Annotated in this window: 23 protein-coding genes; 13 read left to right on the forward strand and 10 right to left on the reverse strand. The window is 70.6% G+C overall.

Features of this window, described 5'->3' with window-relative positions; translation table 11 throughout:
* Positions 1–2: 2 nt before the first annotated feature.
* The 5 genes from AB0F72_RS11320 to AB0F72_RS11340 are packed head-to-tail and all read left to right on the forward strand — an operon-like array spanning position 3 to position 4754.
* Positions 3–881, forward strand: coding sequence for a sulfotransferase domain-containing protein (locus AB0F72_RS11320; protein WP_360428895.1), 879 nt, complete (start codon positions 3–5; stop codon positions 879–881).
* Positions 878–2455, forward strand: a complete 1578-nt coding sequence (locus AB0F72_RS11325; RefSeq protein ID WP_360428898.1) for a lipopolysaccharide biosynthesis protein — start codon at positions 878–880, stop codon at positions 2453–2455. Before AB0F72_RS11320 ends, AB0F72_RS11325 begins: the two co-directional genes overlap by 4 nt.
* The gene (locus AB0F72_RS11330) at positions 2452–3186 is read left to right on the forward strand and encodes a methyltransferase domain-containing protein (RefSeq protein ID WP_360428901.1); all 735 of its coding nucleotides are present in this window, start codon (positions 2452–2454) and stop codon (positions 3184–3186) included. Before AB0F72_RS11325 ends, AB0F72_RS11330 begins: the two co-directional genes overlap by 4 nt.
* Positions 3179–4174: a glycosyl hydrolase gene (locus AB0F72_RS11335; RefSeq protein ID WP_360428904.1), complete on the forward strand. Its 996-nt coding sequence runs from the start codon at positions 3179–3181 to the stop codon at positions 4172–4174. The genes AB0F72_RS11330 and AB0F72_RS11335 overlap by 8 nt, the downstream gene beginning before the upstream one ends.
* Positions 4175–4214: 40 nt before the next feature.
* Positions 4215–4754 (forward strand): DUF4262 domain-containing protein, encoded by a 540-nt coding sequence (locus AB0F72_RS11340; RefSeq protein WP_360428907.1) that lies wholly within the window; start codon positions 4215–4217, stop codon positions 4752–4754.
* A 115-nt stretch (positions 4755–4869) separates the two neighbouring features.
* Here the strand turns inward: AB0F72_RS11340 and AB0F72_RS11345 are convergent, their stop codons facing one another.
* Positions 4870–5655, reverse strand: coding sequence for a WecB/TagA/CpsF family glycosyltransferase (locus AB0F72_RS11345; RefSeq protein WP_360428910.1), 786 nt, complete (start codon positions 5653–5655; stop codon positions 4870–4872).
* 62 nt (positions 5656–5717) lie between these two features.
* Between AB0F72_RS11345 and AB0F72_RS11350 the strand changes: the two genes are divergently transcribed.
* From AB0F72_RS11350 to galT, 4 genes are all read left to right on the forward strand, one after another.
* On the forward strand, positions 5718–6653 hold the full coding sequence (locus tag AB0F72_RS11350; RefSeq protein ID WP_360428913.1) for a sulfotransferase: 936 nt from the start codon (positions 5718–5720) through the stop codon (positions 6651–6653).
* On the forward strand, positions 6650–7570 hold the full coding sequence (locus AB0F72_RS11355) for a glycosyltransferase family A protein (protein WP_360428916.1): 921 nt from the start codon (positions 6650–6652) through the stop codon (positions 7568–7570). The genes AB0F72_RS11350 and AB0F72_RS11355 overlap by 4 nt, the downstream gene beginning before the upstream one ends.
* An 85-nt stretch (positions 7571–7655) precedes the next feature.
* Positions 7656–8432 carry a DeoR/GlpR family DNA-binding transcription regulator gene (locus AB0F72_RS11360; RefSeq protein WP_360428919.1) on the forward strand — a complete coding sequence of 259 codons (777 nt, stop codon included), beginning with the start codon at positions 7656–7658 and terminating at the stop codon, positions 8430–8432.
* Positions 8429–9520: a galactose-1-phosphate uridylyltransferase gene (galT, locus tag AB0F72_RS11365; protein ID WP_360428922.1), complete on the forward strand. Its 1092-nt coding sequence runs from the start codon at positions 8429–8431 to the stop codon at positions 9518–9520. The genes AB0F72_RS11360 and galT overlap by 4 nt, the downstream gene beginning before the upstream one ends.
* Positions 9521–9577: 57 nt before the next feature.
* Here the strand turns inward: galT and AB0F72_RS11370 are convergent, their stop codons facing one another.
* Together AB0F72_RS11370 and AB0F72_RS11375 are read right to left on the reverse strand one after the other, a co-directional pair.
* Positions 9578–10795, reverse strand: a complete 1218-nt coding sequence (locus AB0F72_RS11370) for an NADP-dependent isocitrate dehydrogenase (protein WP_360428925.1) — start codon at positions 10793–10795, stop codon at positions 9578–9580.
* A gap of 181 nt (positions 10796–10976) precedes the next feature.
* The gene (locus AB0F72_RS11375) at positions 10977–11642 is read right to left on the reverse strand and encodes a hypothetical protein (protein WP_360428928.1); all 666 of its coding nucleotides are present in this window, start codon (positions 11640–11642) and stop codon (positions 10977–10979) included.
* 174 nt (positions 11643–11816) lie between these two features.
* Between AB0F72_RS11375 and AB0F72_RS11380 the strand changes: the two genes are divergently transcribed.
* Positions 11817–12728 carry a DUF559 domain-containing protein gene (locus AB0F72_RS11380; RefSeq protein ID WP_360428931.1) on the forward strand — a complete coding sequence of 304 codons (912 nt, stop codon included), beginning with the start codon at positions 11817–11819 and terminating at the stop codon, positions 12726–12728.
* Positions 12729–13293: 565 nt separating this feature from the next.
* Here AB0F72_RS11380 and purH read toward each other — a convergent pair.
* Complete coding sequence (gene purH / locus AB0F72_RS11385) at positions 13294–14868, reverse strand: bifunctional phosphoribosylaminoimidazolecarboxamide formyltransferase/IMP cyclohydrolase (RefSeq protein WP_360428934.1); 1575 nt, start codon at positions 14866–14868, stop codon at positions 13294–13296.
* Entirely contained in the window at positions 14865–15482 is a 618-nt protein-coding gene (gene purN, locus AB0F72_RS11390) for a phosphoribosylglycinamide formyltransferase (RefSeq protein ID WP_360428936.1), read from the reverse strand. The genes purH and purN overlap by 4 nt, the downstream gene beginning before the upstream one ends.
* 114 nt (positions 15483–15596) lie before the next feature.
* Between purN and AB0F72_RS11395 the strand changes: the two genes are divergently transcribed.
* On the forward strand, positions 15597–15935 hold the full coding sequence (locus AB0F72_RS11395; protein ID WP_360428939.1) for a DUF4190 domain-containing protein: 339 nt from the start codon (positions 15597–15599) through the stop codon (positions 15933–15935).
* Positions 15936–15970: 35 nt separating this feature from the next.
* Here the strand turns inward: AB0F72_RS11395 and AB0F72_RS11400 are convergent, their stop codons facing one another.
* The 4 genes from AB0F72_RS11400 to AB0F72_RS11415 form a co-directional block, all read right to left on the reverse strand.
* On the reverse strand, positions 15971–17488 hold the full coding sequence (locus AB0F72_RS11400) for a DUF6350 family protein (RefSeq protein ID WP_360428941.1): 1518 nt from the start codon (positions 17486–17488) through the stop codon (positions 15971–15973).
* 106 nt (positions 17489–17594) lie between these two features.
* Entirely contained in the window at positions 17595–18476 is an 882-nt protein-coding gene (gene sucD / locus AB0F72_RS11405) for a succinate--CoA ligase subunit alpha (protein WP_360428944.1), read from the reverse strand.
* A 4-nt stretch (positions 18477–18480) separates the two neighbouring features.
* Entirely contained in the window at positions 18481–19659 is a 1179-nt protein-coding gene (gene sucC / locus AB0F72_RS11410) for an ADP-forming succinate--CoA ligase subunit beta (protein WP_360428947.1), read from the reverse strand.
* Positions 19660–20288: 629 nt separating this feature from the next.
* Positions 20289–20693 (reverse strand): cobalamin B12-binding domain-containing protein, encoded by a 405-nt coding sequence (locus AB0F72_RS11415; RefSeq protein ID WP_360428950.1) that lies wholly within the window; start codon positions 20691–20693, stop codon positions 20289–20291.
* 414 nt (positions 20694–21107) lie between these two features.
* On the opposite strand from AB0F72_RS11415, the gene AB0F72_RS11420 reads away from it, so the two are divergent.
* Together AB0F72_RS11420 and AB0F72_RS11425 are read left to right on the forward strand one after the other, a co-directional pair.
* Entirely contained in the window at positions 21108–21854 is a 747-nt protein-coding gene (locus AB0F72_RS11420; protein ID WP_360428953.1) for a M23 family metallopeptidase, read from the forward strand.
* A gap of 139 nt (positions 21855–21993) precedes the next feature.
* Positions 21994–22911, forward strand: a complete 918-nt coding sequence (locus AB0F72_RS11425) for a M23 family metallopeptidase (protein WP_360428956.1) — start codon at positions 21994–21996, stop codon at positions 22909–22911.
* A gap of 12 nt (positions 22912–22923) precedes the next feature.
* Here the strand turns inward: AB0F72_RS11425 and pcrA are convergent, their stop codons facing one another.
* Complete coding sequence (gene pcrA / locus AB0F72_RS11430) at positions 22924–25365, reverse strand: DNA helicase PcrA (protein WP_360428959.1); 2442 nt, start codon at positions 25363–25365, stop codon at positions 22924–22926.
* Positions 25366–25438 lie beyond the last annotated feature (73 nt).

The following is a 25438-nucleotide window of genomic DNA, read 5'->3' on the forward strand; positions in this document are numbered from 1 at the left end:
CCATGGACGTACGCAATCTGCCCGCACCGGTGAAGCGGGTGGTGCACCTGGGCTCCCGCTCGATCGGACGGCTCACCGCTGACAACCGGATGCTGCCGTCGTTCCTGATCTGCGGCGGTCAGCGGTGCGGCACCACCTCGCTCTACCGCGCGCTGGCCGCGCACCCGGTGGTCCTCAAGGCGGTGCTGCACAAGGGCGTGCACTACTTCGACACCGGATATCACCGGGGGCTCGACTGGTACCGCGCGCATTTCCCGCTGCTGCGCAGCGCCGAGAAGGTCGCCGAACGGTACGGGGTGCCGGCCCGCACCTTCGAATCCAGCCCGTACTACATGTACCACCCGCAGGCGGCCGCCCGGATCGCCCGCGATCTGCCGTACGCACGGCTCGTGGTGCTGGTCCGTGATCCGGTGGAGCGCGCGTACTCGCAGCATCACCACGAGGTGGCCCGGGCCTTCGAGCCGGAGCGTGACTTCGGCGCGGCGCTGGCCCTGGAACCGGCCCGGCTGCACCGCCAGGAGGAGCGGCTGGCGATCGACCCCAGCTACTACAGCTTCGCCCACCAGCACCACGCCTACCGGGCCCGTGGCGAGTACGCCCGCTACCTGAGCGTGATGGCCCAGCATGTCGGCCGGGAACGCATCCACGTCGTGGAGAGCGAGCGGTTCTTCACCGAGCCGGAACCGGTCTACGACGAGATCTGCGCGTTCCTGGGGCTCCCCACCGACCTGGAACGACCGGCGTTCGAGCAGCACAACGCCCGTCCCCGGGCCGGCGACATGGACCCCGGCCTGCGCCGTGACCTGCGCGCCTACTACCAGTCGCACGACGAGGCGCTGGCCGGCTGGCTCGGGCGCACCCCGATCTGGCGCCGGGCGTGACCGCTCCCCTCTTACCTGTCCCGCCGGAGGGACCCGTCCGGTCGTCTCCCCCGGCGGATCCGGACCGGGCGGCACGCGGCGCGGCACGCGGCGGGCTGGCGAACATGGCCGGGTCGGCGCTGGCCGGTGGCACCGGAGTGGTGGTCACCTGGATCGTCGCGCGCACCCTCGGGCCGGAGGAGGCCGGCGCGTTCTTCGCCGCCACCGCCGCGTTCGTGCTGGCCGGCGGCCTGGCCAAGCTGGGCACCCACACCGGGCTGGTGTACTGGCCGGCCCGGCTGCGCGCGACCGGGCGCAGTCACCTGCTCGGCGCCTGCCTGCGGACCGGCATCCCGCCGGTCGCCGGGTTCTCGCTGCTGCTGGCCGGGGCGATGTGGCTCGCCGCCCCGGAGATCGCCCGGCTCACCGCCACCGACTCGCCGCACGTCGCCGACGGGCATGCCGCAGGTCTCCGGGTGCTCGCCGTCTTCCTGCCGTTGCAGGCGCTGACCGACGTGCTGCTGACTGTCACCCGGGGCTACCGGATCATGCGGCCGACAGTGCTGCTGGACCGGGTGCTGCGCAGCGTGTTGCAACTGCTCGCGGTGACCGCGGCCGGGGTGGCCACGCTCTGGGTCACCGCGTCACTTCCGGTGTTCGCGCTGGCCTGGGCCGCGCCGTATCTGCCGGTCGCGATCCTGGCGGGATGGGCCGCCCGACGGGCGTACACCAGCAATCGCCCGGCCGGACCGGCCGCCCGGCGCGCGGAACGACGGCGCCTGCGCCGCGATTTCTGGCTCTTCACCGGTCCCCGCGCGGTCGCCGCGGTCGCCCAGCTCGCGTTGCAGCGGGTCGACGTGCTGCTGGTGGCCGCCCTCGGCGGTCTGGCGCCGGCCGCGATCTACGCCGTGGCCGGCCGGTTCGTCGTGCTGATCCAGTTCGCCAATCAGGGCCTCTCCCAGTCGGTGCAGCCGCGGCTCGCCGAGGCGCTGAGCACCGGCGACCGGCCGGCCGCGAACCGGCTCTACCAGACCGCGACCGGCTGGCTGGTGCTCGTCACCTGGCCGATCAACCTGCTGGTGATCGCGTGCGCCCCCTACTACCTGCGGCTCTTCGGCGACGATTACGCCGCGGGGCGGCCGGTGGTGCTGGTGCTGGCCGCCGCGATGCTCGTCGCGACCGGCTGCGGCATGGTCGACATGGTTCTCGCGATGGCCGGCCGGACCTCGCTGAACCTCGGCAACGTGCTGGCCGCCCTGGCCGTGATGATCGGCCTCGACCTGCTGCTGATCCCCCGTGCCGGAGCGCTCGGCGCGGCCGCCGGGCTGGCCTGCGCGGTGGTCGTGAACAACCTGCTGCCGCTCGCGCAGGTCTACCGCAGCACCGGGCTGCACCCCTTCGGATCCGGCACGCGCGCTGCCGCGCTGCTCTCGCTCGGCTGTTTCGGGCTGCTGCCCGCTGCGGCCGGCGCCCTGACCGGACTTCTGCCGGCGCTGGCCGCCGCCGTGCCGGCCTACTGCGCGGGGGCCTGGCTGCTCCGCCGCGAGCTGGGGCTCGCCGCCTTCGCCAGACGATCTCAATTGGAGGAGAGTTGACCAGCGATTACACACAGGTGTTCCGGGACACCGACGCGGTCGAGAAGTACGAGACCGTCACCTACGCCCCGGACAGCTACGCGTCACGAATCAGCGAACGGCAGCGAAGCTACCTACGGACGCTGGTGCGCCGCGAGTTCCCCGAGCACCCGCCGGTGCACCACGACTTCGCCTGCGGCACCGGCCGGGCGGTCCGGGCGCTGCACGGCCTGGTCCGGGAGGCGCACGGGTACGACACGTCGGCCGAGATGATGGCGAAAGCGGCAGACGTCGGATCCCGCGCCTACTGGCACCAGGTTCCGATGGACGGCCCGGTGCCCAGCCCGGTGCCGGCCGGATTCCCGGCCCTGGTCACGATCTTCCGGCTGCTTCTCAACGTCAACGAGGGGGTACGCGACCGCGCCCTCGCCTTCGCCGCCAAAGCGCTGCCGCACCGGGGCTCCGGGCTGCTGGTCGTGGAGAACCACGGCAACGCCGGGTCACTGCGGCACCTGCGCGCCCGCCGCCACGACGGCGAGCGCTGGTTCGCCGAGCTCTCCCACGAGCAGGTGGAGCGGCTGCTCGCCCGGCACGGCTTCGAGATCGTCGAGCGGCGTGGTTTCTCGATGCTGACCCCCTCGCTGCACGACCGGCGGCTGGCCCGGATCGCGGACGCCACGGCACGGCACCTGCCGGGCATCGACGGGTACGCGGTGAACGTCCTCTACACGGCCCGGCGGGTCCATGCGTAGGGTCGCCGCCACCGCCGCTGTTCTGCTGTTGCTGCTGGCCGGCTGCACCGGGAAAGACCGGGAGGAGCCGACGCCGGAACCGTCGCCCGACCTGTCCCGGCCACCCCGGGCGGTCGCTGTCAACCCCGGCCCGTTCCAGGCGGGACCGTTCCTGCCGCCGGAGCAGGGCGCGTACCTGGGCGCGTGGATCAAGCCGGACGAGCTCACCCACGTCGGCCGGATCGCGGCGGTGGGCGGGCTGGAGGAGTCGCTGGGCCGGCGGCTCGACTTCATCAACACGTACCGCCGCTTCGACCAGATGATGGGCACCGCCTCGGACAAGGAGTTCCTGGCCCAGGACGCGAACCTGATGATCAGCTGGGCCACCGGGGACAACCGGTCGATCGTGGCCGGCGACCACGACAAGCTGATCCGCAGGCAGGCCCGCGCGATCCGCCGGATCAAGAAGCCGGTGATGCTCCGGATGCGCTGGGAGATGGACCGGCCGAACCTGCGGGCCACCATGTGGTCGGGCGCCGACTACATCGACGCCTGGAAGTACGTCCGGAACATCTTCCGGCAGGAGCGCACGGAGAACGTGTCCTGGGTGTGGTGCCCGACCGCCGAGGGGTTCATCCGGGGCGACGCGCCGGACTTCTACCCCGGCGACGATCAGGTGGACTGGACCTGTGTGGACGTCTACGCCGGCGCGCAGTTCCAGCCGATCGGGCAGCTGATGGGCCCGTTCCTGGACTGGGCCGCCCAGCGTCCGAAACCGATCGTGATCGGCGAGTTCGGGGTGGCGAAGGTGTGGGGGTCGGCGGGCCGGGCCGCCTGGCTGCGGGACGCCGAGCGGACCTTCAAGGCGAACCCGCAGATCAAGGCGGTCGCGTACTTCGAGTCGAACCCGGACCGGAACAAGCCGAACCAGCATTTTCAGCTGATGGGTGACGAGCCGGCGTTCGCGGCCTTCCACACCATGGTGAAAGACCCGTACTTCAACCCCTGACCGCCGGAAAATTGTCGTACACCTGTTCCAAGATGAACCCATGGACCTCGACGAGTTCTTCGACGAGCAGAGCAGGCTGATCGACAAGTTCGGGTGGACCGTCGTCCACGTCGAGCCGACCGACGACGACCCGCCCGGTGCGGTGCCGTTCGGCTACACGGTGGGCCTCACCGAGTCCGGGCACCCCGAGGTGGCCGTCGCCGGGGTTCCGCTCGACCTCACCGGCGCGCTGCTGAACGAGGCGGCCGCCCGGATCCGGCACGACGGGTTGCGGCTGAGCCACGGCCAGCGGGTCGCCGGCCTGGTCGCCGGCCACGATCTGATGGTCGTGGCCGGCGGCCCGACCGACGAGGTCTTCCCCGGCGCCGCGCTGTATCGGTACGGCGAGGAGCAGGTCGTGCTGCGCCAGCTGGTCTGGCCGGACCCGGACGGCCGCTTTCCCTGGCAGGCCGGTTATGCCGAGGGCGACTGGCCGCAGCCGACGATCGGCATAACCGGCCTGCGGGCGGCCCGCCGGTGCGCGGCTTTCCGGCGCCTTCCCCGGGGCCGCGCGAGACGGGGCGTGCGCGGCCCCGGGTGACCCGCGGCGCCCGCCCCGGCCCGGGCGCCGCTTTCCGAGAGGCCGGCCCGGCGCCGCTTTCCGAGAGGCCGGCCCGGCGGCGCCGCTTTCCGAGAGGCCGGCCGGGCGCCGCTTTTCAGGGGCGGCGGCGTGGGGCTCGGGCCAGCAGCCGCAGGGCGTACGGGGCGTCGTGCCGCAGGTAACGGCCGGCCAGCCGGCGCGGCTCCACGCCGAGGCGGTGCGCCCATTCCAGGCCGGTGCGCTGCATCCAGCGCGGGGCCCGGTGCACGTCGCCGGCCACGAAGTTCACCGCGGCGCCGCAGCCGATGAACCACGCCGACGGCAGGTGCTTGCGGAGCCGTTCGATCACGAGCTCCTGCTTGGGGAACCCGAGCCCGACGAAGACCAGGTCCGGGGCTGCCTCGATCACTTCGGCACGGAAACGTGCGTACCGCGCCTCGCGCCGCTCGAAACCGAACTCGGGACTGACCGCCCCGGCGATCCGCAGGCCGGGGGCGGCCGCCTGGAGCCGGGCCGCGGCCCGGACCGCGCCGGCCGGGCGCTCCTCGGTGGCCGGCGCCCCGCCGATCACGAAGACCGACCGGCCGTCCCGGCCGAGACCGCGGGAGAGCGACCAGATCAGGCTGCTGCCGGCCACCCGCTCGGGCAACGGGGCGCCGCCGAGCCGGCTCGCCCAGACCAGCGGCATGCCGTCCGCCACGATCAGATCGGCGTCGTCGAGATGGCGGCGGGACCGCGGATCGGCCGCCGCGCGGCGCAGGATGTCGATGTTCGGGGTGATGATCCGGCCGCCTCGCCCGTGCGCGAGGGCGTCCCGTACGACGGCCACGACCTCGTCCTCGGTGATCCGGTCAATCCCGGTTCCGTCCAGGTGTACGCGGTCGAAAGCCTCGATAGACACCTAACGCCTCCTTTTGCCTGCTTCACTCGTTACCACAGCGAAACGAACGAAGGCGGGCCAAAGTGGCACAGGTGCTTTTTCTGGGCGGACTCGGGCGAAGCGGGACAACACTCGTCGAACGCCTCCTCGGCGAACTGCCCGGGATGTGTGCGCTGGGCGAGATCGTGCACCTGTGGCAGCGCGACATCCGCGACGACGAGCGGTGCGGCTGCGGGGTCCGGTTCTCCGCCTGCGAGTTCTGGCAGCAGGTCGGCGAGCGGGCCTTCGGCGGCTGGGACAACGTCGATGTGGATCGGGTGCACGCGCTCCGCGAGTCCGTCGAACGGACCCGGCACATCCCCCGGCTCGCCACCGCCACGGCCGCCACGGCCGGGGTACGCGAATACGCCGCGTTCTACTCCCGCGTCTACTCCGCCGCCGCCGAGGTGGCCGGCGCCCGGGTCGTCATCGACTCCTCCAAGCACTCCGCCCTGGCGCACGTGCTGCGCTGGGGCGAGGACATCGACCTGCGGGTGGTGCACGTGGTCCGGGACCCGCGGGGTGTCGCGTACTCATGGACCAAGACCGTGGTCCGCCCGGAGACCGACGGCGCGGACGAGATGACCCGGTACTCCCCCGGCCGCTCGGCGCTGCTCTGGAACGCGCACAACGCCGCGTTCGGGCTGCTCGCCCGCCGTGGCGTGCCGGTGCGCCGGATCCGCTACGAGGAGTTCCTCGCCGACCCGCGAGCCGGCCTGATCCGGCTCGCCGACTTCGCCGGCGTCCCGCTGCACCCCGGCGACCTGGACTTCCTCCGGCCGGATCACGCGACACTGCGCGCCGGGCACAGCGCCGCCGGCAACCCGATGCGGTTCACCGTGGGCGGGCTCCCGCTGCGCCACGACGACGCCTGGGTACACGCGCTGCCCCGCTCCCAGCGCCGGCTGGTCGGAGCGGTCTGCGGTCCGATGCTGCGCGCCTACGGCTACCCGATCACCGTCGCATCGGAGGCACGATGAACTGGCCGTCCGTCGGGGTCGTCATCCCGACCCGCAACCGCCCCGAGCTGGTGCGCCGGGCCATCGCCGCGGTGCGCGAGCAGCGCTATCCCGGTGAGATCAGGATCGTCGTGGTCTACGACCAGACCGAGCCGGACTACCTGCTCGCCTCCACCTCCGCCGACGGCGTGCCGGTGCTGGTCCTGACGAACTGGCGCACCTCCGGCCTGGCCGGCGCCCGCAACACCGGCCTGCTCGCGCTGGACACCGAGCTGGTGGCGTTCTGCGACGACGACGACCGATGGCTGCCGGACAAGCTGCGCCGCCAGGTCGCGGCCCTGCTCGCCGACCCGGACGCGGAGTTCGCCACCTGTGCGATCGAGGTGGAGTACGAGGGGCGGACCACGGCACGGCTGGCCGGTCGCGGCCGGGTGACAGTGGACGACCTGGCCCGGTCCCGGATGGCGATGCTGCACTCGTCGACGTTCCTGATCCGCCGGGAAGCCCTCGCCGAGGACGCCGTGGGCCTGGTCGCCGAGGACGCCCCGGGCAGCCAGAACGAGGACTGGGACCTGCTGCTGCGCGCGGCCCGCCGTGCGCCGATCGTGCACCTGGACGAGCCGCTGGTCCAGGTGCTCTGGGGCCGCACCTCGCACTACGCCTACGAGTACGCCACCAAGATCTCGTCCCTGCGCTGGATGATGCGGCGGCACCCGGAGATCAGCGGGTGCCGGCCCGGCGCGGCCCGGGTCTACGGCCAGCTGGCCTGCTGGTCCGCGGCGACCGGCAATCGCAGCCAGGCGTGGCGGTACAGCAAGGAGGCGGTACGGGCGAACTGGCGGGAACCACGCACCGCGATCGCGCTGGCCGCGCTGACCGGCGCGGTGAAGGTGGAGAACGTGCTGTCCGCCCTGCACAAACGGGGCCGAGGTATTTAAACTCACCCTTTCGCACTGACCCGACCACGCGGTAGTGTTCGAGTGTGTTCGAATTAGTGCGGTCGCTGCCGAAGGTGCACTGCTGATGCTCGCTCAACAGCGTCAGTCCGCGATCCTCGACCGGGTGCGCGCCACCGGCGGAGTCCGGGTCAGCGAGCTCGCCACGGAGTACGGCGTCTCCGACATGACCATCCGCCGTGACCTGGAGGCCCTCGCCGACCGGGGTTTGCTGGCGAAAGTACACGGCGGAGCGACCACCGTCAGCCCGGGCTCGGCGTACGAGCCCGGATTCGCCGCCAAATCGGTGCGCCAGCGCGGCGAGAAGACCGCGATCGCGATGCGGGCCGCCGCTCTGGTCTCACCCGGCGACGCGATCGCCCTCTCCGCCGGGACGACCACGGCCGAGCTGGCGCAGCGCCTCGTCGACGTGCCGTCGCTGACCGTCGTGACGAACTCGATCCCGGTCGCCGACGTCTTCTACCGGGGCGGCCGGCCGGACCAGACAGTCGTGCTGACCGGCGGTACCCGTACCCCGTCTGATGCTCTTGTCGGCCCGGTCGCCGTGGCGGCCATCGCGTCACTGCACCTGGACCTGCTCTTCCTCGGCGTGCACGGGATGAGCGAGCGCGCCGGGTACACCACGCCGAACCTCATGGAAGCCGACACGGACCGGGCGCTCGTCGAGGCGTCCGAGCGCCTCGTCGTGCTCGCCGACCACACCAAGTGGGGCACCGTGGGCATCTCCTCGATCGTCCCCCTCGAACGCGCGGACGTCCTGATCACCGATTCCGGTCTGGACGAGGACGCGCGAGCCCTCCTCTCGGAAACCGTTCCTGAACTCGTGGTGGTGAACCCCCAGTGACACCGATCCGCTCGTCCATCCAGCTCTCCGATGGCCGGGACCTGTTCTATTACGACGAGGAGCCGGACAGCGGCCGCGCGTCGTACCCCGACACCCGGCACCTGCCCCCGCCCCCGCCGGCCTCTCAGCTGCGATACGACCCGCTCGTCGACGAGTGGATCGCGATCGCCGCGCACCGCAACACGCGGACCTTCCTGCCGCCGTCGGACGCCTGCCCGCTCTGCCCGACGAACGCGCACTTCGCCAGCGAGATCCCGGCGCCGAGCTACGACGTGGCGGTCTTCGAGAACCAGTTCCCGTCGTTCAGCGACCGGATCGTTCCCGACGAGATCACCTCGCTGACCGGCCTGGTGCCGGTCAAACCGGGCCTGGGCCGCTGCGAGGTCGTCTGCTTCACCAGCGACCACAACAGCTCCTTCGGCGCCCTGCCGCCGTCCCGGGTGCGGACCGTGATCGACGCGCTCGCCGACCGGACCTCCGAGATCTCGGAGATGCCGGGGGTCGCGCAGGTCTTCCCGTTCGAGAACCGGGGCGTCGAGATCGGCGTGACCCTGCACCACCCGCACGGTCAGATCTACGCGTACCCGACAGTGCCGCCGCGCACCACGGCCATGCTTCGCGCCGCTGCGCGGCACGCTTCGCAGACCGGTGGGGGCATTCTCTACGCGGACGTCCTGGCCGCCGAGCAGACCGCGAAGGTACGGGTCATCGCGTCCAACGAGCACTGGACGGCATACGTGCCGGCGGCGGCCCGCTGGCCGTTCGAGGTGCACCTGGCCCCGCACCGGCAGGTCCTCGACCTGCCCGGCCTCAGCGACGCGGAGCGCGACGCGTTCGGGCCGCTCTACCTGGACGTGCTGAAGCGCTTCGACGGGCTGTTCGGCAAGCCGATGCCGTACATCTCGGCGTGGCACCAGGCGGTCGTCGGCGAGGGCCGTGAGCTGGGCTATCTGCACCTGCAGCTGTTCAGCATCCGGCGGGCGGCCGACAAGCTGAAGTTCCTGGCCGGCTCGGAGTCCGCGATGGGCGCCTTCGTCAACGACGTCGTGCCCGAGAACGCCGCGCAAATGCTGCGCGACGCGGCGTAGAACCCTTCATGGGAAAAGCCCGCCGGCGTCTGCCGGCGGGCTTTCTCAACGGTGCTGTCAGGCGGCGAGCTTGCGGGCCAGGTTCTCGTCGAGCGCGTTCATGAACTCGTCCGTGGAGAGCCACGGCGCGTCCTTCGCGATCAGCAGCGCCAGGTCCTTGGTCATCTGACCGCCCTCGACGGTCTCGATGCAGACCCGCTCCAGCGTCTCGGCGAACTGGGTCACCTCGGGGGTGCCGTCCAGCTTGCCACGGTGCTTGAGGCCACCGGTCCAGGCGAAGATCGAGGCGATCGGGTTCGTCGAGGTCTTCTCGCCCTTCTGCCACTGCCGGTAGTGCCGGGTGACAGTGCCGTGCGCGGCCTCGGCCTCGACGGTCTGGCCGTCCGGGGTCATCAGCACCGAGGTCATCAGGCCGAGCGAGCCGAAGCCCTGCGCCACGGTGTCGGACTGCACGTCACCGTCGTAGTTCTTGCAGGCCCAGACGTAGCCACCCTCCCACTTGAGCGCGGCGGCGACCATGTCGTCGATCAGCCGGTGCTCGTAGGTGAGGCCGGCCGCCTTGAACTGGTCGGCGAACTCGGTCTCGAAGATCTCCGCGAACAGGTCCTTGAACCGGCCGTCGTACGCCTTCAGGATCGTGTTCTTGGTGGAGAGGTAGACCGGGTAGTTGCGGGCCAGGCCGTACCGGAACGAGGCGCGCGCGAAGTCGCGGATCGACTCGTCGTAGTTGTACATCGCCATGCCGACGCCGCCGGCCGGGAAGTCCGACACCACGAACTCCATCGGCGCGGAGCCGTCGGCCGGGGTGAACGTGACAGTCATCTTGCCCGCGCTGGGCGCCACGAAGTCGGTCGCCTTGTACTGGTCGCCGTGCGCGTGACGGCCGATGATGATCGGCTTCGTCCAGCTCGGTACCAGCCGCGGCACGTTGCTCATGATGATCGGCTCACGGAAGACGACGCCGCCGAGGATGTTGCGGATCGTGCCGTTCGGCGACCGCCACATCTTCTTCAGGCCGAACTCCTCGACCCGGGCCTCGTCCGGCGTGATCGTCGCGCACTTGACGCCGACACCGTGCTGCTTGATGGCGTTGGCCGCGTCGATCGTCACCTGGTCGTCGGTCTCGTCGCGGTACTGGATCGAAAGGTCGTAGTACTCGAGGTTCACGTCGAGGTACGGCAGGACCAGCTGCTCACGGATCTGCTTCCAGATGATCCGGGTCATCTCGTCGCCGTCGATCTCCACGACCGGGTTCTTGACCTTGATTTTCGCCATCGGCCGGCGCTCCTCTCCCGAAACACATGCTTAGCAGTACGAGCGTACTGCCCGCCCGCCGACCATCACCGGGCGGCCCCGCACCTCTACCATCCCAGGCTCGGCGATCCGGGCGGGGCGATAAGCGATTCCGGGACGGCTCAGCCCGTACCAAATCGGGCTGAACGGCCCGGACCGACTCTCACAAGCTCAGCAACCGCCAGGTGTGGCGCCTGCGCCAGGTCTCGTCGCCGGCCCGGAACTCCCACAGGAAACGGACCGCCTCGGTGACGTCCGGAGTCTCCGCCCGGACGTGATCGCCGTCCCGGCCGGCCCGGTGCTCCAGCAGATAGGTCCCCGGTGTGGCGTCGGCACTCGCACCGAAGCTCACCTGCGCGAAATAGCCGTCCGAACGCTCCAGCAAGGCGTAGAAGTTGTCACTGCCGAGGCCGCGCACCACTCGCTCCAGATCGTCCGGAGAGGGATCGTGGACCATCGGCCACTGCGCGGACGTCAGGGTGAAATCGGCACGGTAGCCGGGGGCGTTCGGGTCCAGCAGGCGACTCTGCGGCTCGTAGCAGACCAGGCCGTGCCGGGCCGCGAGACCGCGGACCGCCTCGCCGAACTCACCGGCCCGCGACCACACGCAGGACAGCACCAGCACCGCGTCCGACTCCTCCGGCAGCACACTCCACACGCTGTCCGGACCATCCGGCGGGAACTGCCGCAGCAGCTCGGCGCGAAGCGTCGCCACCGCCTCGTGCGGCGCGAACATCAGCTCGTCCTCGGCCCACCGGCGGATCTTCGCCTCAGCGGTGTCCGCGCTGATCGGAGCCGGCTCGTGCCACACATAGAGATCGAAGCTCATCGCCACTCCTCCCACTCGAACCACCTCGGCTTCCACCTGACAAGATCGACGGTAGCCGCTCTGTCAACAGGCCCACAGCTTCGCCGCAGCTTTTGTCCACGGCTCTGTCCACAGCCTCGCTGCTCTGTCCACAGCCCCTGACACGATCAAGCCCGGGCCCGGCATCCTCGCCTGGTGCCACGCCACTGCCGCATCCCGCCCGAACTGACCGGCCGCGCCTTCCGCGGCTCCACAGCCGTCGACGCCGGCCTGCTCACCCGCGGAATGCTGGCCGGGCCGTCCTGGTCACGGCTCTTCCCCGACGTGTACGTGCATCGAGATCACGAGCTCGGCCAGCGGGACTGGTGCACGGCGGCGATGCTGACCATTCCGGACGGCGCCGCGATCGGCGGGCTGAGCGCCGCCGGCCTGTGGGGCGCCGCGACACCGGCGCGCGCCACACCCGTGCATGTCGTCGCGCCGCGCACCCTCAGGCTGCGCCGGGACCCACGGATCGCGGTCCAGTACACCAGCCTCCGGCCCGGCGACGTCACCACGCGCAACGGCCTGTCACTCACCACCGCGGAACGAACCGCCTTCGACGTCGGCAGGCGCGCCGGCCGAGCCGACGCGCTCGTGGTGCTCGACGCCCTGCTGCACCGGCACCTGCTCGACCCGGACGCTCTCCGCCGGATGATGAACAGCCGCGCGAACTGGCCGGGTACGGCACGCCTCGGCGCTCTGCTCCCGCTGGCCGACGCCCGCAGCGAGTCACCGATGGAGACCTGCCTGCGGCTTCTGCTCGTCGATGCCGGGGTGCCGCCGGGCGCCGTCCAGTTCGAGGTTCGTCAGGCGTCGGGCCTGCTGGTGGGGCGCGTCGACCTGGCGTGGCCGGACATGCGGCTCGCCGTGGAGTACGACGGTGATCAGCACCGCACGCCGGAACAGTTCCGCCAGGATGTGGAGCGGCTCAATGTGCTGCGGCTGGCCGGGTGGACGGTGCTGCGGTTCACGGCCGAGGACGTGTTGCGCGATCGGGTGAGGACGGTGCGGCTGGTGACGGCGGCGCTGGCGGAGTTGACGCCGCGGAGAGGCCGGGGGCGGTAGCGTGCCCGCGGCCGAGCGGGTTGCGTGCCCGAGGCCGAGCGGGTTGCGGGCCCGAGGCCGAGCGGGTTGCGTGCCCGCGGCCGAGCGGGTTGCGGCCCCGAGCCGTAGCTCACGCAGGTTCCCCGCCCCGCGAGCCGTAGCCCACGCAGGTTCCCCGCCCGGCGAGCCGTAGCCCACGCAGGTTCCCGTCCCGCGAGCCGTAGCCCACGCAGGTTCCCCGTCCCGCGAGCCGTAGTCCAGCCATGTAATCAAGCGCCGATTACCAGCCTCAGCTACGGCTCGCACCCCTCGGCCGTAGCTCAGCCATGTGATCAAGCACGAATAACCGGCTTGAGCTACGGCTCGACCCACCGAGCCGTAGCTCAAGCATGATCAAGCGCCCCGGAACCTGCGTCAGCTACGGCTGAGCCTCCCCCAGCCACCCCGGAACCTGCGCCAGCTACGGCTGAGCCTCCCCCAGCCACCCCGGAACCTGCGTCAGCTACGGCTGAGCCTCCCCCCGGCACCCCGGCGGCTCGGCGACCCCGGCACCCCGGGCGCCCCGACGTCCCTGCGCAACCACCCCTCAGTGGAAGAAGTGGCGCGTGCCCGTCAGGTAAACCGCAATCCCAGCCTTCTCCGCAGCCTCGATGACCAGATTGTCCCGGATCGACCCACCCGGCTGCACCACAGCCCTGACCCCGGCCGCGATCAACACCTCAAGCCCGTCCGGGAACGGGAAGAACGCGTCCGAAGCCGCCACACTCCCCGCAGCCCGCTCCTCGCCGGCACGCGACACCGCGAGCCGAGCCGAGTCGACCCGGTTGACCTGCCCCATCCCGACGCCGACGGTCGCCCCGCCGGACGCCAGCAGGATCGCGTTGCTCTTGACACTCCGGATCGCCCGCCACGCGAACGCCAAATCTGCCAGCACCTCGTCCGAGGCCGGCGCACCGGTCGCCAGGGTCCAGTTCGCGGGGTCGTCCCCGTCCGCGTCGATCCGGTCGGCGGCCTGCACGAGCACACCGCCCCCGACCTGCTTGATCTCCGTGGCGGGCGGGTTCCAGGCCGGCGCCACGAGCACCCGCAGGTTCTTCTTCTCCTTGAAGAGCTCCAGGGCGGCGGGCGCATACGACGGCGCCACGATCACCTCGGTGAAGATCTCGGAGAGCTGCTGCGCGAGCTCGACCGAAACTTCGCGATTTACTGCGACAACTCCGCCGAAAGCCGACACGGGGTCGCACGCGTGCGCCTTCCGGTGCGCCTCAGCCACGTCGGCACCGATCGCGATCCCGCACGGGTTGGCATGCTTGATGATCGCCACGCACGGTGAGTCGAAGTCGTTCGCGCTGCGCCACGCGGCGTCCGCGTCGACGTAGTTGTTGTAGGACATCTCCTTGCCGTGCAGCTGCTCGGCCTGCGCGAGCCCGGCCGGCGCGTTCGGGTCGAGGTAGAGCGCGGCCTGCTGGTGCGGGTTCTCCCCGTACCGCAGCACCGAGGAGCGACGCAGCGAGAGCCCGCTGAACTCCGGCCACCCCGCGTCCACCGACGAGACGAGCGTCGACGCGGTCCAGTTCGCCACCGCCACGTCGTACTCGGCGATGTCGGCGAAGGCGCGAGCGGCGAGCAGCTTGCGCTGCGTCAGCGAGAACCCGCCGTCCTTCAAAGCTTCCAAGATCATTGGGTACGCGGAAACAGCCGTCACCACCGCGACAGAAGCGTGGTTCTTGGCCGCCGCCCGGACCATCGCCGGTCCACCAATGTCGATCTTGGCGATGCACTCCTCCTCGCTGGCGCCGGACGAGACCGTCTCGGTGAACGGGTAGAGGTTGCTGACCAGCAGATCGAACGCCTCGATGCCGTGCTCGGCGAGCTCGCTGACGTGGCTCTCCAGCCGCATGTCGGCGAGGAGGCCGCCGTGCACCTTCGGGTGCAGCGTCTTCACCCGGTCGCTCAGGATCTCGGGGAAGCCGGTGAGCTGCTCCACCCGGGTGACCGGCACACCGGCCTTCTCCACGGTCGACGCGGTCGAGCCGGTCGAGACGATCTCCACGCCGGCGGCGTGCAGCGCCTGGGCCAGCTCGACGATGCCGTCCTTGTACCAGACGCTCAGCAGCGCCCGCTTGATCGGACGACGGCCCTCGCCTGAAGAGGTGGTCACGGAATCCGTACCTTTCTGTCCTCGATGGTCCAGCCCTGGCGGACCAGCCGGCCGACGTACTCCACCAGCTGTGCCCGCTCGGCCACCTTGATCCGCTCGGTGAGCGTCTCCTCCGTGTCGTCGTCGAGCACGGGAACGCTGACCTGGGCGATGATCGGCCCGGTGTCGACGCCGGCGTCGACGAAGAAGAGCGTCGCACCAGCGATCTTCACGCCGTACGCGAGCGCGTCCCGCGGGCCGTGGATGCCGGGGAACGCGGGCAGCAGCGCGTTGTGCGTGTTGATGTACCGATCGCCGAACGCGTCCAGGAACTTCTTGCCGACCAGCTTCAGGAAGCCGGCCGAGATGACCAGGTCGGGCCGGTGCTCGGCGACGTGCGCGGCGAGGGCGGCGTCCCAGTCGTCGCGGGTCGGGTACGCCTTCACCGAGTCCACGAAAGTGGGCACACCGGCGGCGGTAGCGTGATCGAGACCGGCGATGCCGTCCCGGTCGGCGCCGACGGCGACCACCTCGGCGCCGTACGCCGGGTCCTTCGTCGCTTCGAGAAGAGCCTGCAGGTTGCTGCCCGATCCGGAGATGAGGACGACCAGGCGGGCGGGCGCGGGGTCAGTCACCTGTGCACCCTATCGCCGCAGCAGGAATGGCCCGTCAACGGGCAGCGTAGATCGAATCGGATCCATTAGGCTGACGGCCGCAGCGACTCGTGGCGGAGAAGGAGTGTGAAGAGAGTGGCATATCCCCCTCCGGCCTACGGACCCCCGGCCGGGCCTCCGGCTCAGCCGCAGAACGCGTTCGGGGTGACCGGGATGGTCCTCGGCATCGCCTCGATCCCGATCTCCTGCTGCTGGCCGGTGGGCGGCCTGCTCAGCATCCTCGGCCTGATCTTCAGCGTGCTCGGCAAGAAGAAGGTCGACACCGGCCTGGCGAACAACCGCGGCATCGTGATCGCCGGCCTCGCCACCAGCATCGCCGGCCTGGTGCTCAGCATCGCGTTCGCGGTCCTCGCCCTCACGTTCCCGTCCGACTTCGACTGGAACCAGTGGATCGAGGAGAACTCCCAGCCCTGACGCGACCGGCCCGGACGTGAGGTGACACGCGCCGCTCAGGCGCGCCGGTTCCCGAACACCCGGGCCGCCGCCGCGCCGGCCACCACCGAGACGCCGGCCACGATCGCGGCGACCACTGCCACCCGCAGCGGGTCCGGCCCGATCTCGGCGAGCTTTCCGGTGCCGAGCGAGCCGCCGGAGAGCCGGGACATCAGACCCAGCACCACCCCGGCGACCGGTCCGGCCAGCACCCCCGCGCCGATGAGCAGCGACCACGGCGGGTCGTCCGGCGCGGCGCCACCGCGGCGGCCGGTCCGCCGGGCCCCGCTGCGCCCGTGCCGCAGCCGCTGGGTGAGCAGCCAACCGGCGACGCCACCGGCGATGATCGGCAGAAGAAGCAGGGCGGTCCCGGTCGCGCCCATCGGGCCTTCCGGCAGGCCGGCCACGAGCGGCAGCATGGGCAGCGGCCCGACCGAGACCTCGGTGATGCTGACCGCCGATCCGGCGCCGAGCGCGAACCCCGGCCCGAGCAGGTAGGCGGCCGCCCAGATCGCGGCGTTCACCGCGTACCCCATGCTGATCAGCGTGATGCCGGCCTGGCCGGCCACTCCGGTCTGGTAGGCAGCGATCATCTCGGCCGCCTGCCCGCCGCCGAGCGCCACCGAGAGCCCGCCGGCGACCGCGCCGGCGCCGAGGATCAGGAACGCCGCGACCAGCCCGGCACGGATGCCGTGCCGCAGAACCGGCGGCGACTTGCGGGCGAGCACCGAGACGGCGTCGGTCCCCCGCAGCGAGCCGATCAGCGCGCCCGCGGTGCCGAGAACGAAGAAATGCACCGCGGCGAGGCCGGCGGAGACCTGGGTGCCGCGCCCGTCGGTCATGACCGCCGCCAGAGCTCCGACCAACGCGTACGGGAGACCGATGGCGCCCGCCACACCCAGCGCGGTGACTGTCGAGCCGCTGCGCCGCGCACCCACCGCACGGGTCACGTGCAGGCCGGCCCGGTTGAGCCGCCAGATCACCAGCAGCGTGAGCAGCAGCGGCGTGACCGCGAGCGGGCCGATCGAGGTGCCCACCGGCAGCCCGTGCCCGAGCAGCCAGGCGGCCAGACCGGCGTGCGCGGCCGCGCCCACGCCACCGGAGTCCTCAAGTGTGCGGGCCAGGCCGATCACCACCGCGATCGGCAGATAGCTGAGCAGGGCGGCCCAGATCGTGGCGAACCCGGCCGCCACCGCCATCGGCGCCCGCCGCACCGGCTCGCCGGGCCGGCGCTGATGGGGCAGGCGCACGGTGTCCCGCCGCCCGAGCATCTCGTCGTCGACCACGACGGTGTCCCGGTTGGCGGACTCGGCGCTCTCCGGCTCTGCGCTGTCCCGGGCGGTGCTCTCCGGGTCGGTATCCCGGGGGCCGGCGCCATGCGGATCGGCGCCATGCGGATCGCTGCCATGCGGATCGGGGGCCGCGCGATCGCGGTCGATCGACATCTCCTCGGTGTCCCGCACCACAGACTGCAGCGCCTCGGCGACCGCGAACGGGTCCTCCGAGCCTTCGGGCCGGTCGGTTGTGCTGGGCATCGCGACTACTTTTTCACGTCGCGGCGGTTCCGGCGATGCAGAAACGGCGGCGCGCCGCCGATCAAGTCGTAACGACCTGATCGGCGGCGCGCCATTTCTGCTGACTTCAGCTCATGACCTCGCGCATGAGACGGGCGGTCTCGCTCGGCGTCTTGCCGACCTTGACGCCGGCCGCTTCGAGGGCGGCCTTCTTCGCGTCGGCGGTGCCGGCCGAGCCGGAGATGATGGCGCCGGCGTGGCCCATCGTCTTTCCGGGCGGCGCGGTGAAGCCGGCGATGTAGCCGACGACCGGCTTGGTGACGTTGGCCTTGATGAACTCGGCCGCACGCTCCTCGGCGTCGCCACCGATCTCACCGATCATGACGATCGCGTCGGTGTCCGGGTCCTCCTGGAACGCCTTCAGCGCGTCGATGTGCGTGGTCCCGATGATCGGGTCGCCACCGATGCCGACAGCAGTCGAGAAGCCGAACTCGCGCAGCTCGTACATGAGCTGGTAGGTCAGCGTGCCGCTCTTGCTGACCAGGCCGATCCGGCCGTGCGGGGTGATGTCGGCCGGGATGATGCCGGCGTTGGAGGCGCCCGGCGAGGCGATGCCCGGGCAGTTCGGGCCGATGATCCGGGTCTTGGAACCCTTGGCCACGTTGTACGCCCAGAACGCGGCCGAGTCCTGCACCGGCACGCCCTCGGTGATCACCACGGCGAGCGGGATCTCGGCGTCGATCGCCTCGACGACCGCGGCCTTGGTGAACGCCGGCGGCACGAAGATGACCGAGACGTCCGCGCCGGTCTCCTTGATGGCCTCGGCAACGGTCGCGAAGACCGGCAACTCGGTGCCGTCGAAGTCGACAGTGGTGCCGGCCTTGCGCGGGTTCACGCCACCGACGACCTGGGTGCCCGCGGCGAGCATCCGCTTGGTGTGCTTGGAGCCCTCACCACCGGTGATGCCCTGGACGATGACCTTGGAGTCCTTGGTGAGCCAGATAGCCATTAGTTCACTTCCCCGCAGCCGCGAGCTCGGCGGCGCGCTCGGCCGCTCCGTCCATCGTGTCCACCCGCTGGACCAGCGGGTTGTTCGCACCGTCGAGGATGGCACGTCCCTCTTCGGCGTTGTTGCCGTCGAGGCGGACCACGAGCGGCTTGGTGACGGTCTCGCCGCGCTCGGCGAGCAGGGCCAGGGCCTGGATGATGCCGTTGGCGACCGCGTCGCAGGCGGTGATGCCGCCGAACACGTTGACGAAGACGGACTTCACGGACGGGTCGCCGAGCACGATCTCCAGACCGTTCGCCATCACCTGGGCGCTGGCGCCGCCACCGATGTCGAGGAAGTTCGCCGGCTTGACGCCGCCGTGCTTCTCACCGGCGTAGGCGACCACGTCGAGGGTCGACATGACCAGGCCGGCGCCGTTACCGATGATGCCGACCTCACCGTCGAGCTTGACGTAGTTGAGGTTCTTCGCCTTGGCGGCCTGCTCGATCGGGTCGACGGCCGACTTGTCCTCGAGAGCCTCGTGGTCGGGGTGCCGGAAGCCGGCGTTCTCGTCCAGCGTGACCTTGGCGTCGAGCGCGAGCACCCGGCCGTCGCCGACCTTGGCCAGCGGGTTGACCTCGACCAGCAGGGCGTCCTCGGCGACGAACGCCTGCCACAGCTTCACCGCGATGTCGACGACCTGGTCGGCGATGTCGGCCGGGAACTTGGCGGCCGTGACGATCTCACGGGCCTTCGCCTCGTCCACGCCCTTGCTCGCGTCGATCGCGATCTTGGCGACCCGGTCCGGGTCCTCCTCGGCCACGGTCTCGATCTCCATACCGCCGGCGACGCTGGCGATGCAGAGGAAGGTCCGGTTGGCCCGGTCCAGCAGGTAGGAGAAGTAGTACTCCTCCTTGATGTCGGCCGTCTCGGCCAGCATCACCTTGTGGACCGTGTGGCCCTTGATGTCCATGCCCAGGATGTCGGTCGCGCGAGCCTCGGCCTCGTCCGCGCCGTCGGCCAGCTTCACGCCGCCGGCCTTACCACGGCCACCGACCTTGACCTGGGCCTTGACGACGACCTTGCCGCCGAGCCGCTCGGCGATCGCCCGGGCTTCCTGCGGGGTCTCGGCGACGCCGCCGCCCAGCACGGGCAGCCCGTGCCGTTCGAACAGGTCGCGCCCCTGATACTCGAACAGGTCCACGTGTCTCCTTTCGCTCGCGACGCCAAGCGCCGGCAAGCCGCACCGTTGCGTCCCGACCTGTGTGCGCGGCGCGTCGCAGCTGCGCCGCCAGCGTGAGGATCGTCCAGCCTTCCGCAGGATTGCGGCATGGCCGTCATTCGCAGACTAGCGACCGTTTGGACCCCTGTGACCGCGCGGGTGCGCGGTGTGCAAGACCGCACACCACAGTGGCGAAATCGCAGCTCCGGGGCGCTTGTGACGGCTGCGCGGGATGTGCACGCAGAGAATGCGGCAGCCGCTGTCCACAGGCCGTCCACAGGGGGCCGGGTAGATCGATCCACTCAAGATCTGCAGACACGGGAGAGTGAACGAAAAAAGTCACAGCACCGCGCGTAACCCGGCTCAGAAGGACGTCGTTGATTGAGATGTCGGAGCGCTGAAACTTAAGGCGCCCGCAAGGAAAACGGCCGATGCCCTGTCGGTCGAGGGGTGGCGGCGGGGCATCGCGCATAGAGGGGCCGGACGTGTGAGGGGTGCGTCCGGCCTCTCCCCTTGCGGTGGAGAGCCCGCCCCGGCACGCCTTTTCCGGCCCGCCCGGCGTCCCGGCCGGCCTTTCCGGCGGCGGGCCCGCGCGAACGCGGGCCCGGTAATCACGACACCGGCGTAGCTACATTGGCGCGGACCCATTCGACGATGGACGCGGTGGTCGCACCCGGAGTAAATAGTTTGGCTACACCGAGTGATTCCAATTCCGTGATGTCGTCCTCCGGAATGATGCCGCCGCCGAAAACGACGATGTCCTGGGCATCACGTTCCGCCAACAACTCGATCACTCTCCGGAATAACGTCATGTGCGCCCCGGAGAGCACCGACAGGCCGATCGCGTCGGCGTCCTCCTGAATCGCGGTCTCCACGATCTGCTCGGGCGTCTGGTGCAGCCCGGTGTAGACCACTTCCATCCCGGCGTCACGCAACGCCCGCGCCACCACCTTGGCGCCGCGGTCGTGCCCGTCCAGCCCGGGCTTCGCCACCACGACCCTGATCCGTGCTTGCATGCAGACCCCTTCGGGCTATCCGACCCCGGTGCCGGGCGCCTCAGGCGGGCAGCCCCCGCGGTCACCTGAACGAACGGTAACCCGAGACGCCGAGCCGGGGTAGCAGGCGGTCCGACCCGATGGGTCGATGAATAGTTCCTTAGGTCACATTACTTTCCGCATTCCGGCCGCTCACAGAGGGTCGCCATATCACTCACCCGGAAAGGCAGCCAATTCGGACATTCAATGATCAATGCTGACCAGGAACTGTCATGAAAATGGCGCTGCGACTTGTGACCTGGCTGCCGTTTCGTTACCGTGGCCCACGGCTCTCGCACAGGTTCACCCCATAGCGAGGACCCGGCAAACCATCGTTTACCGCTGTTGGCGGCTGAGATGGCGCGCCGCCGCAATGCCACCGACGGAGGGTTGTTCGTGCGCCAGCGCTTGTCGTCTGAGCCCGATCGCTATCGCGGCCGCCGCCGCGTCCCAACCCCTCCCCGCAGCCGTTACGCCGCAGTCGTCACCTCCGCATTCGTCGGTGCCGGCGTCGTCGCTCTCGGCGCCGCCTCGAACCTCCCGGACGCCAAAGACGTCAACCCGGACGTTCTGCAGAGCTTGAAGAGCTCGCAGATCGCGGCCGACGCCCTGGAGAGCCGGGACGGCGACAGCGAACGCGCCTCCCGCAGTGAGAATCGGTCGGACACCACCGAAGAAGTCAGTGCCGAGGTCTCCGCGGAGGACATCTACCTCCTGCCCCTCGACGACTACCAGTTCTCCTCGCCCTACGGCGTCCGGTTCGGCAAGCTGCACGCCGGCATCGACCTGGCCGCCGCCGACGGGACGCCCTACAAGGCGGTGCACGGCGGCACGGTGACGAGCGCCGGCTACAACGGCGGCTACGGTTACTCGATCACCGTCGAGCAGGAGGACGGGACCGAGATGATCTACGCGCACTCCCGGCGCCTGCTGGTGAAGAAGGGCGACGAGATCAAGGCCGGCCAGGTGATCGGCGAGGTCGGCAACACCGGCTACTCGTACGGGACGCACCTGCACCTCGAGGTGCACGTCAAGGGCACCCCGGTCGACCCGATCGTCTTCCTCCGCGAGCGCGGAGTCGACATCAAGCTGCAGATCGAGTCGGTCTACGCGGGCATGGCCGCCGCCGAAGCGGCTTCCTAAAAAATCTTCCCCTTCTGGGTACGGGATCAAACATCGCCGGTTGCAATCCGGTTGATCCTTTTCTCCAGCCTCACGCTCTCCCACCGAGAAGCCGACAGGAACGTGTCAGCAGCCGTTCCGTCCGCCGGGAGGAATCCGCGTGGGTCAGCAGTCTTCATCGGGCCGGGTGGGCCGGCACCGTCAGGAACGACTGCATCGCCACCGCGCACCCTCCTTCCCCACCCTCTTCGCCACCCGTAGCCGCACCGCGCTCTCGGTCGGCGCGCTGACCGCCGTGACCGCCGCAGGCGTGACAGCCGCCGGAGTAGCCGCCTCAGCCGCGCTGCCGGGCGACCTGGCCGCTCCCGCGATGCCGGGCGGCCACGACACGCCGCGCATCAGCCCGGCCGCGCACGTCACCGCGTCGCACCCCTATGCCACGTTGCCGATCGTCGCGCCGACGGGTGACGAGGCCCCGGCCAAACAGTTCGCCCCGGGCAGCCCGGCCGCGTACGCGCTGGCCGGGGACGTGGCGGACTCGCTGACCGAGCTGGCCGGCGCCGCGGTGCAGCGCAAGGAGCGTCCCGTCGTCACCGCGGCAGCGGTCACCGCCACCGGGACCGGCGCGCGCACCGCCACCGGGACCGGCGCGCGCTGGGTGCACCCGATGCCCTCGGCCGGCGTCACCTCATGCTTCGGTCCCCGCTGGGGACGCCTGCACGCCGGCGTCGACCTGGCCGCGGCGCACGGCACCCCGATCGTCGCCGTTGGCGCGGGCACCGTGGTGGCGGCCGGGCCGGCCGGTGGGTACGGCAACGCCGTGCTCGTCCGGCACGACGACGGGTACCTCACCCACTACGGCCACATGTCCGAGGTCCAGGTCGCGGCCGGGCAGCGGGTGGATGCCGGCGAACGGATCGGCCTGGAGGGCTCGACCGGGCACTCCACCGGGCCGCACCTGCACTTCGAGGTGCACGCGGGTCATTACAAGAACCCGATCGAGCCGACCGCGTGGATGCACGAGCACGGTGTCGAGATCACCGGCTGCGCCGCCGGGCATCAGTCCGAATCCGCCTAGCGGCGGCGGGGGTCAGATCTTCTCGATCGGCGCGTGCCGGAGCACGAGCCACATCACCTGGTCGCCGAAGTCGATCTGCGCCCGGGCGCCCGGGCCGTGCCCCTCCACCGCCAGCACCCGGCCCAGGCCGTAGCGCTGGTGGTTGACCCGGTCACCCGGATCGACTTTCGGCGCCGATTTCAGGTCGCTCGCGGTGGCGAGTTTGCTCCCGTCGATCCCGAGACGCTCCGCGATGCGCTGCGCCTTGGGCGTACCCCCGGCGAAGCCTCCGCCGCGCTGGCGGTCTCCCCCACCGCGCCCACCCACGCCGCCCCCGGTGCCGGACCACGACGTGTACGACCCGCCGGTGCGCTCCCAGCGGACCAGCTCGGGCGGCAGCTCGTCGGTGAACCGTGAGGGCGGGTTGTACTGCGGCTGGCCCCAGGCGGACCGGGTCACCGCGCGGGAGAGGTAGAGCCGCTGCCGGGCCCGGGTGATGCCCACGTAGGCCAGGCGGCGCTCCTCCTCCAGCTCGGTGTTGTCGCCGAGCGCCCGCATGTGCGGGAAGACGCCGTCCTCCAGGCCGGAGAGGAAGACGACCGGGAACTCCAGGCCTTTCGCCGTGTGCAGCGTCATCAGCGTGACCACGCCCTGGTGATCGGGGTCGTCGCTGGGGATCTGGTCGGCGTCGGCGACGAGCGCCACCTGCTCCAGGAAGCCCGCGAGAGTCGCGACCTGCCCCCCTCCGACCACCCCGCCCGCCTCTTCTGAACGGACTGAGGACTCTGCTGATTCCTCCGCCAGCGACTCCACCCGCTCGGTGTACTCCCGGGCGACGCTCACCAGCTCCTGGAGGTTCTCCACCCGGCCCTGGTCCTGCGGGTCGAGGCTCTCCTCCAGCTCGCTGAGCAGGCCGGACCGCTGAAGCACCGCTTCCAGCACCTCTTCCGGCGGCGCGGTCCGGGAGAGCTCGCGCAGGTCGTCGAGGAGTTGCACGAAGTCGCCGATGCTGTTCGACGCGCGGGTGGAGATGCCCGGCGCGTCCTTGGCGTGGCGCAGCGCCTGCCCGAACGAGAGCCGATCCCGGTTCGACAGGGCCTCGACGCAGGCCTCGGCCCGGTCGCCGATGCCGCGTTTCGGCGTGTTCAGCACCCGGCGGACGCTGACCGTGTCGTCGGAGTTCACGATCGCCCGCAGATAGGCCAGGGCGTCGCGCACCTCCTTGCGCTCGTAGAAGCGCACCCCGCCGACCACCTTGTAGGGAAGGCCGACCCGGATGAACACCTCCTCGAACACGCGGGACTGCGCGTTGGTGCGGTAGAAGACCGCCACGTCACCGGGACGAACCTCGTGGTTGTCACAGAGCCGGTCGATCTCCCGCGCCACCCAGTCCGCCTCGGCGTGCTCGGTGTCCGCCACGTAACCGACGATCTGCTCGCCGGCGCCCTGGTCGCTCCAGAGCCGCTTGGGCTTGCGGGAGGTGTTGCGGTCGATCACCGCGTTGGCCGCGGAGAGAATGGTCTGGGTGGACCGGTAGTTCTGCTCCAGCAGGATCGTCCGGGCTTGCGGGTAGTCGCGCTCGAACTCCAGGATGTTGCGGATCGTGGCGCCCCGGAACGCGTAGATCGACTGGTCGGCGTCACCGACCACGCAGAGCTCGGACGGCTCGACCTCGCCGCCCTCGGTGCCGACCAGCTCGCGAATCAGTTGGTACTGCGCGTGGTTGGTGTCCTGGTACTCGTCGACCATCACGTGCCGGAACCGCCGCCGGTACGCCTCCGCGATCATCGGGTGCGACTGGAAGAGGTGCACCACGGCCATGATGATGTCGTCGAAGTCCAGCGCGTGCGCCTCGCGCAGCCGCCGCTGGTAGAGCTCGTAGGCCTCGGCGACGGCCCGCTCGTTCGGCCCCTTCGCCTTCTGCTTGAACTCCTCCGGCTCGACCAGCTCGTTCTTCAGGTTCGACACCTGGGCGGCCAGGCCGCGCGCGGTGTACCGCTTCGGGTCCAGGTCGAGCTCGCGGGCGACCAGCTGCATGAGACGGCGCGAGTCGTCCGCGTCGTAGATCGAGAACGTGCTCTTCAGCCCCACGTGCTCGTGCTCGGCGCGCAGGATCCGGACGCACGCCGAGTGGAACGTCGACACCCACATGAGCCGGGCCCGCGGGCCGACCAGCTGGGCCACCCGCTCCTTCATCTCGCCGGCGGCCTTGTTGGTGAACGTGATCGCGATGATCTCGCCGGGATGCACCCCACGCTCGGCCAGCAGATAGGCGATCCGGTGGGTCAGCACCCGGGTCTTGCCCGAACCGGCGCCGGCCACGATCAGCAGTGGCGAACCGGAGTGCGTGACAGCGTCGCGCTGAGGCCCGTTGAGCCCGGTCAGCAAGGACGCCGGGTCGATCCGCCGGGAGCTCGGCCGGTGCGGCTCGGTGTGCTTCTCCGGTGCCTTGACGACAGGCTTGATCGCAGGCATGGAGAACAGGGTGTCGGCATGTTCTGAGGAAGGTCGCATCGCGGGAGCAAGTGTATGCCGACCCACCGACAGA

The organism is Actinoplanes sp. NPDC023936, assembly GCF_040639325.1.
GTDB lineage: Bacteria > Actinomycetota > Actinomycetes > Mycobacteriales > Micromonosporaceae > Actinoplanes.

Bases quoted from the DNA above. Each gene is read 5' to 3' on its own strand.
- AB0F72_RS11370 (WP_360428925.1), bottom strand. From the start codon at position 10,795: ATGGCGAAAATCAAGGTCAAGAACCCGGTCGTGGAGATCGACGGCGAC.
- pcrA (WP_360428959.1), bottom strand. From the start codon at position 25,365: ATGCCTGCGATCAAGCCTGTCGTCAAGGCACCGGAGAAGCACACCGAG.
- AB0F72_RS11415 (WP_360428950.1), bottom strand. From the start codon at position 20,693: ATGCAAGCACGGATCAGGGTCGTGGTGGCGAAGCCCGGGCTGGACGGG.
- AB0F72_RS11335 (WP_360428904.1), top strand. From the start codon at position 3,179: ATGCGTAGGGTCGCCGCCACCGCCGCTGTTCTGCTGTTGCTGCTGGCC.
- sucD (WP_360428944.1), bottom strand. From the start codon at position 18,476: ATGGCTATCTGGCTCACCAAGGACTCCAAGGTCATCGTCCAGGGCATC.
- AB0F72_RS11355 (WP_360428916.1), top strand. From the start codon at position 6,650: ATGAACTGGCCGTCCGTCGGGGTCGTCATCCCGACCCGCAACCGCCCC.
- AB0F72_RS11320 (WP_360428895.1), top strand. From the start codon at position 3: ATGGACGTACGCAATCTGCCCGCACCGGTGAAGCGGGTGGTGCACCTG.
- AB0F72_RS11375 (WP_360428928.1), bottom strand. From the start codon at position 11,642: ATGAGCTTCGATCTCTATGTGTGGCACGAGCCGGCTCCGATCAGCGCG.
- AB0F72_RS11360 (WP_360428919.1), top strand. From the start codon at position 7,656: ATGCTCGCTCAACAGCGTCAGTCCGCGATCCTCGACCGGGTGCGCGCC.
- AB0F72_RS11340 (WP_360428907.1), top strand. From the start codon at position 4,215: ATGGACCTCGACGAGTTCTTCGACGAGCAGAGCAGGCTGATCGACAAG.
- AB0F72_RS11400 (WP_360428941.1), bottom strand. From the start codon at position 17,488: ATGCCCAGCACAACCGACCGGCCCGAAGGCTCGGAGGACCCGTTCGCG.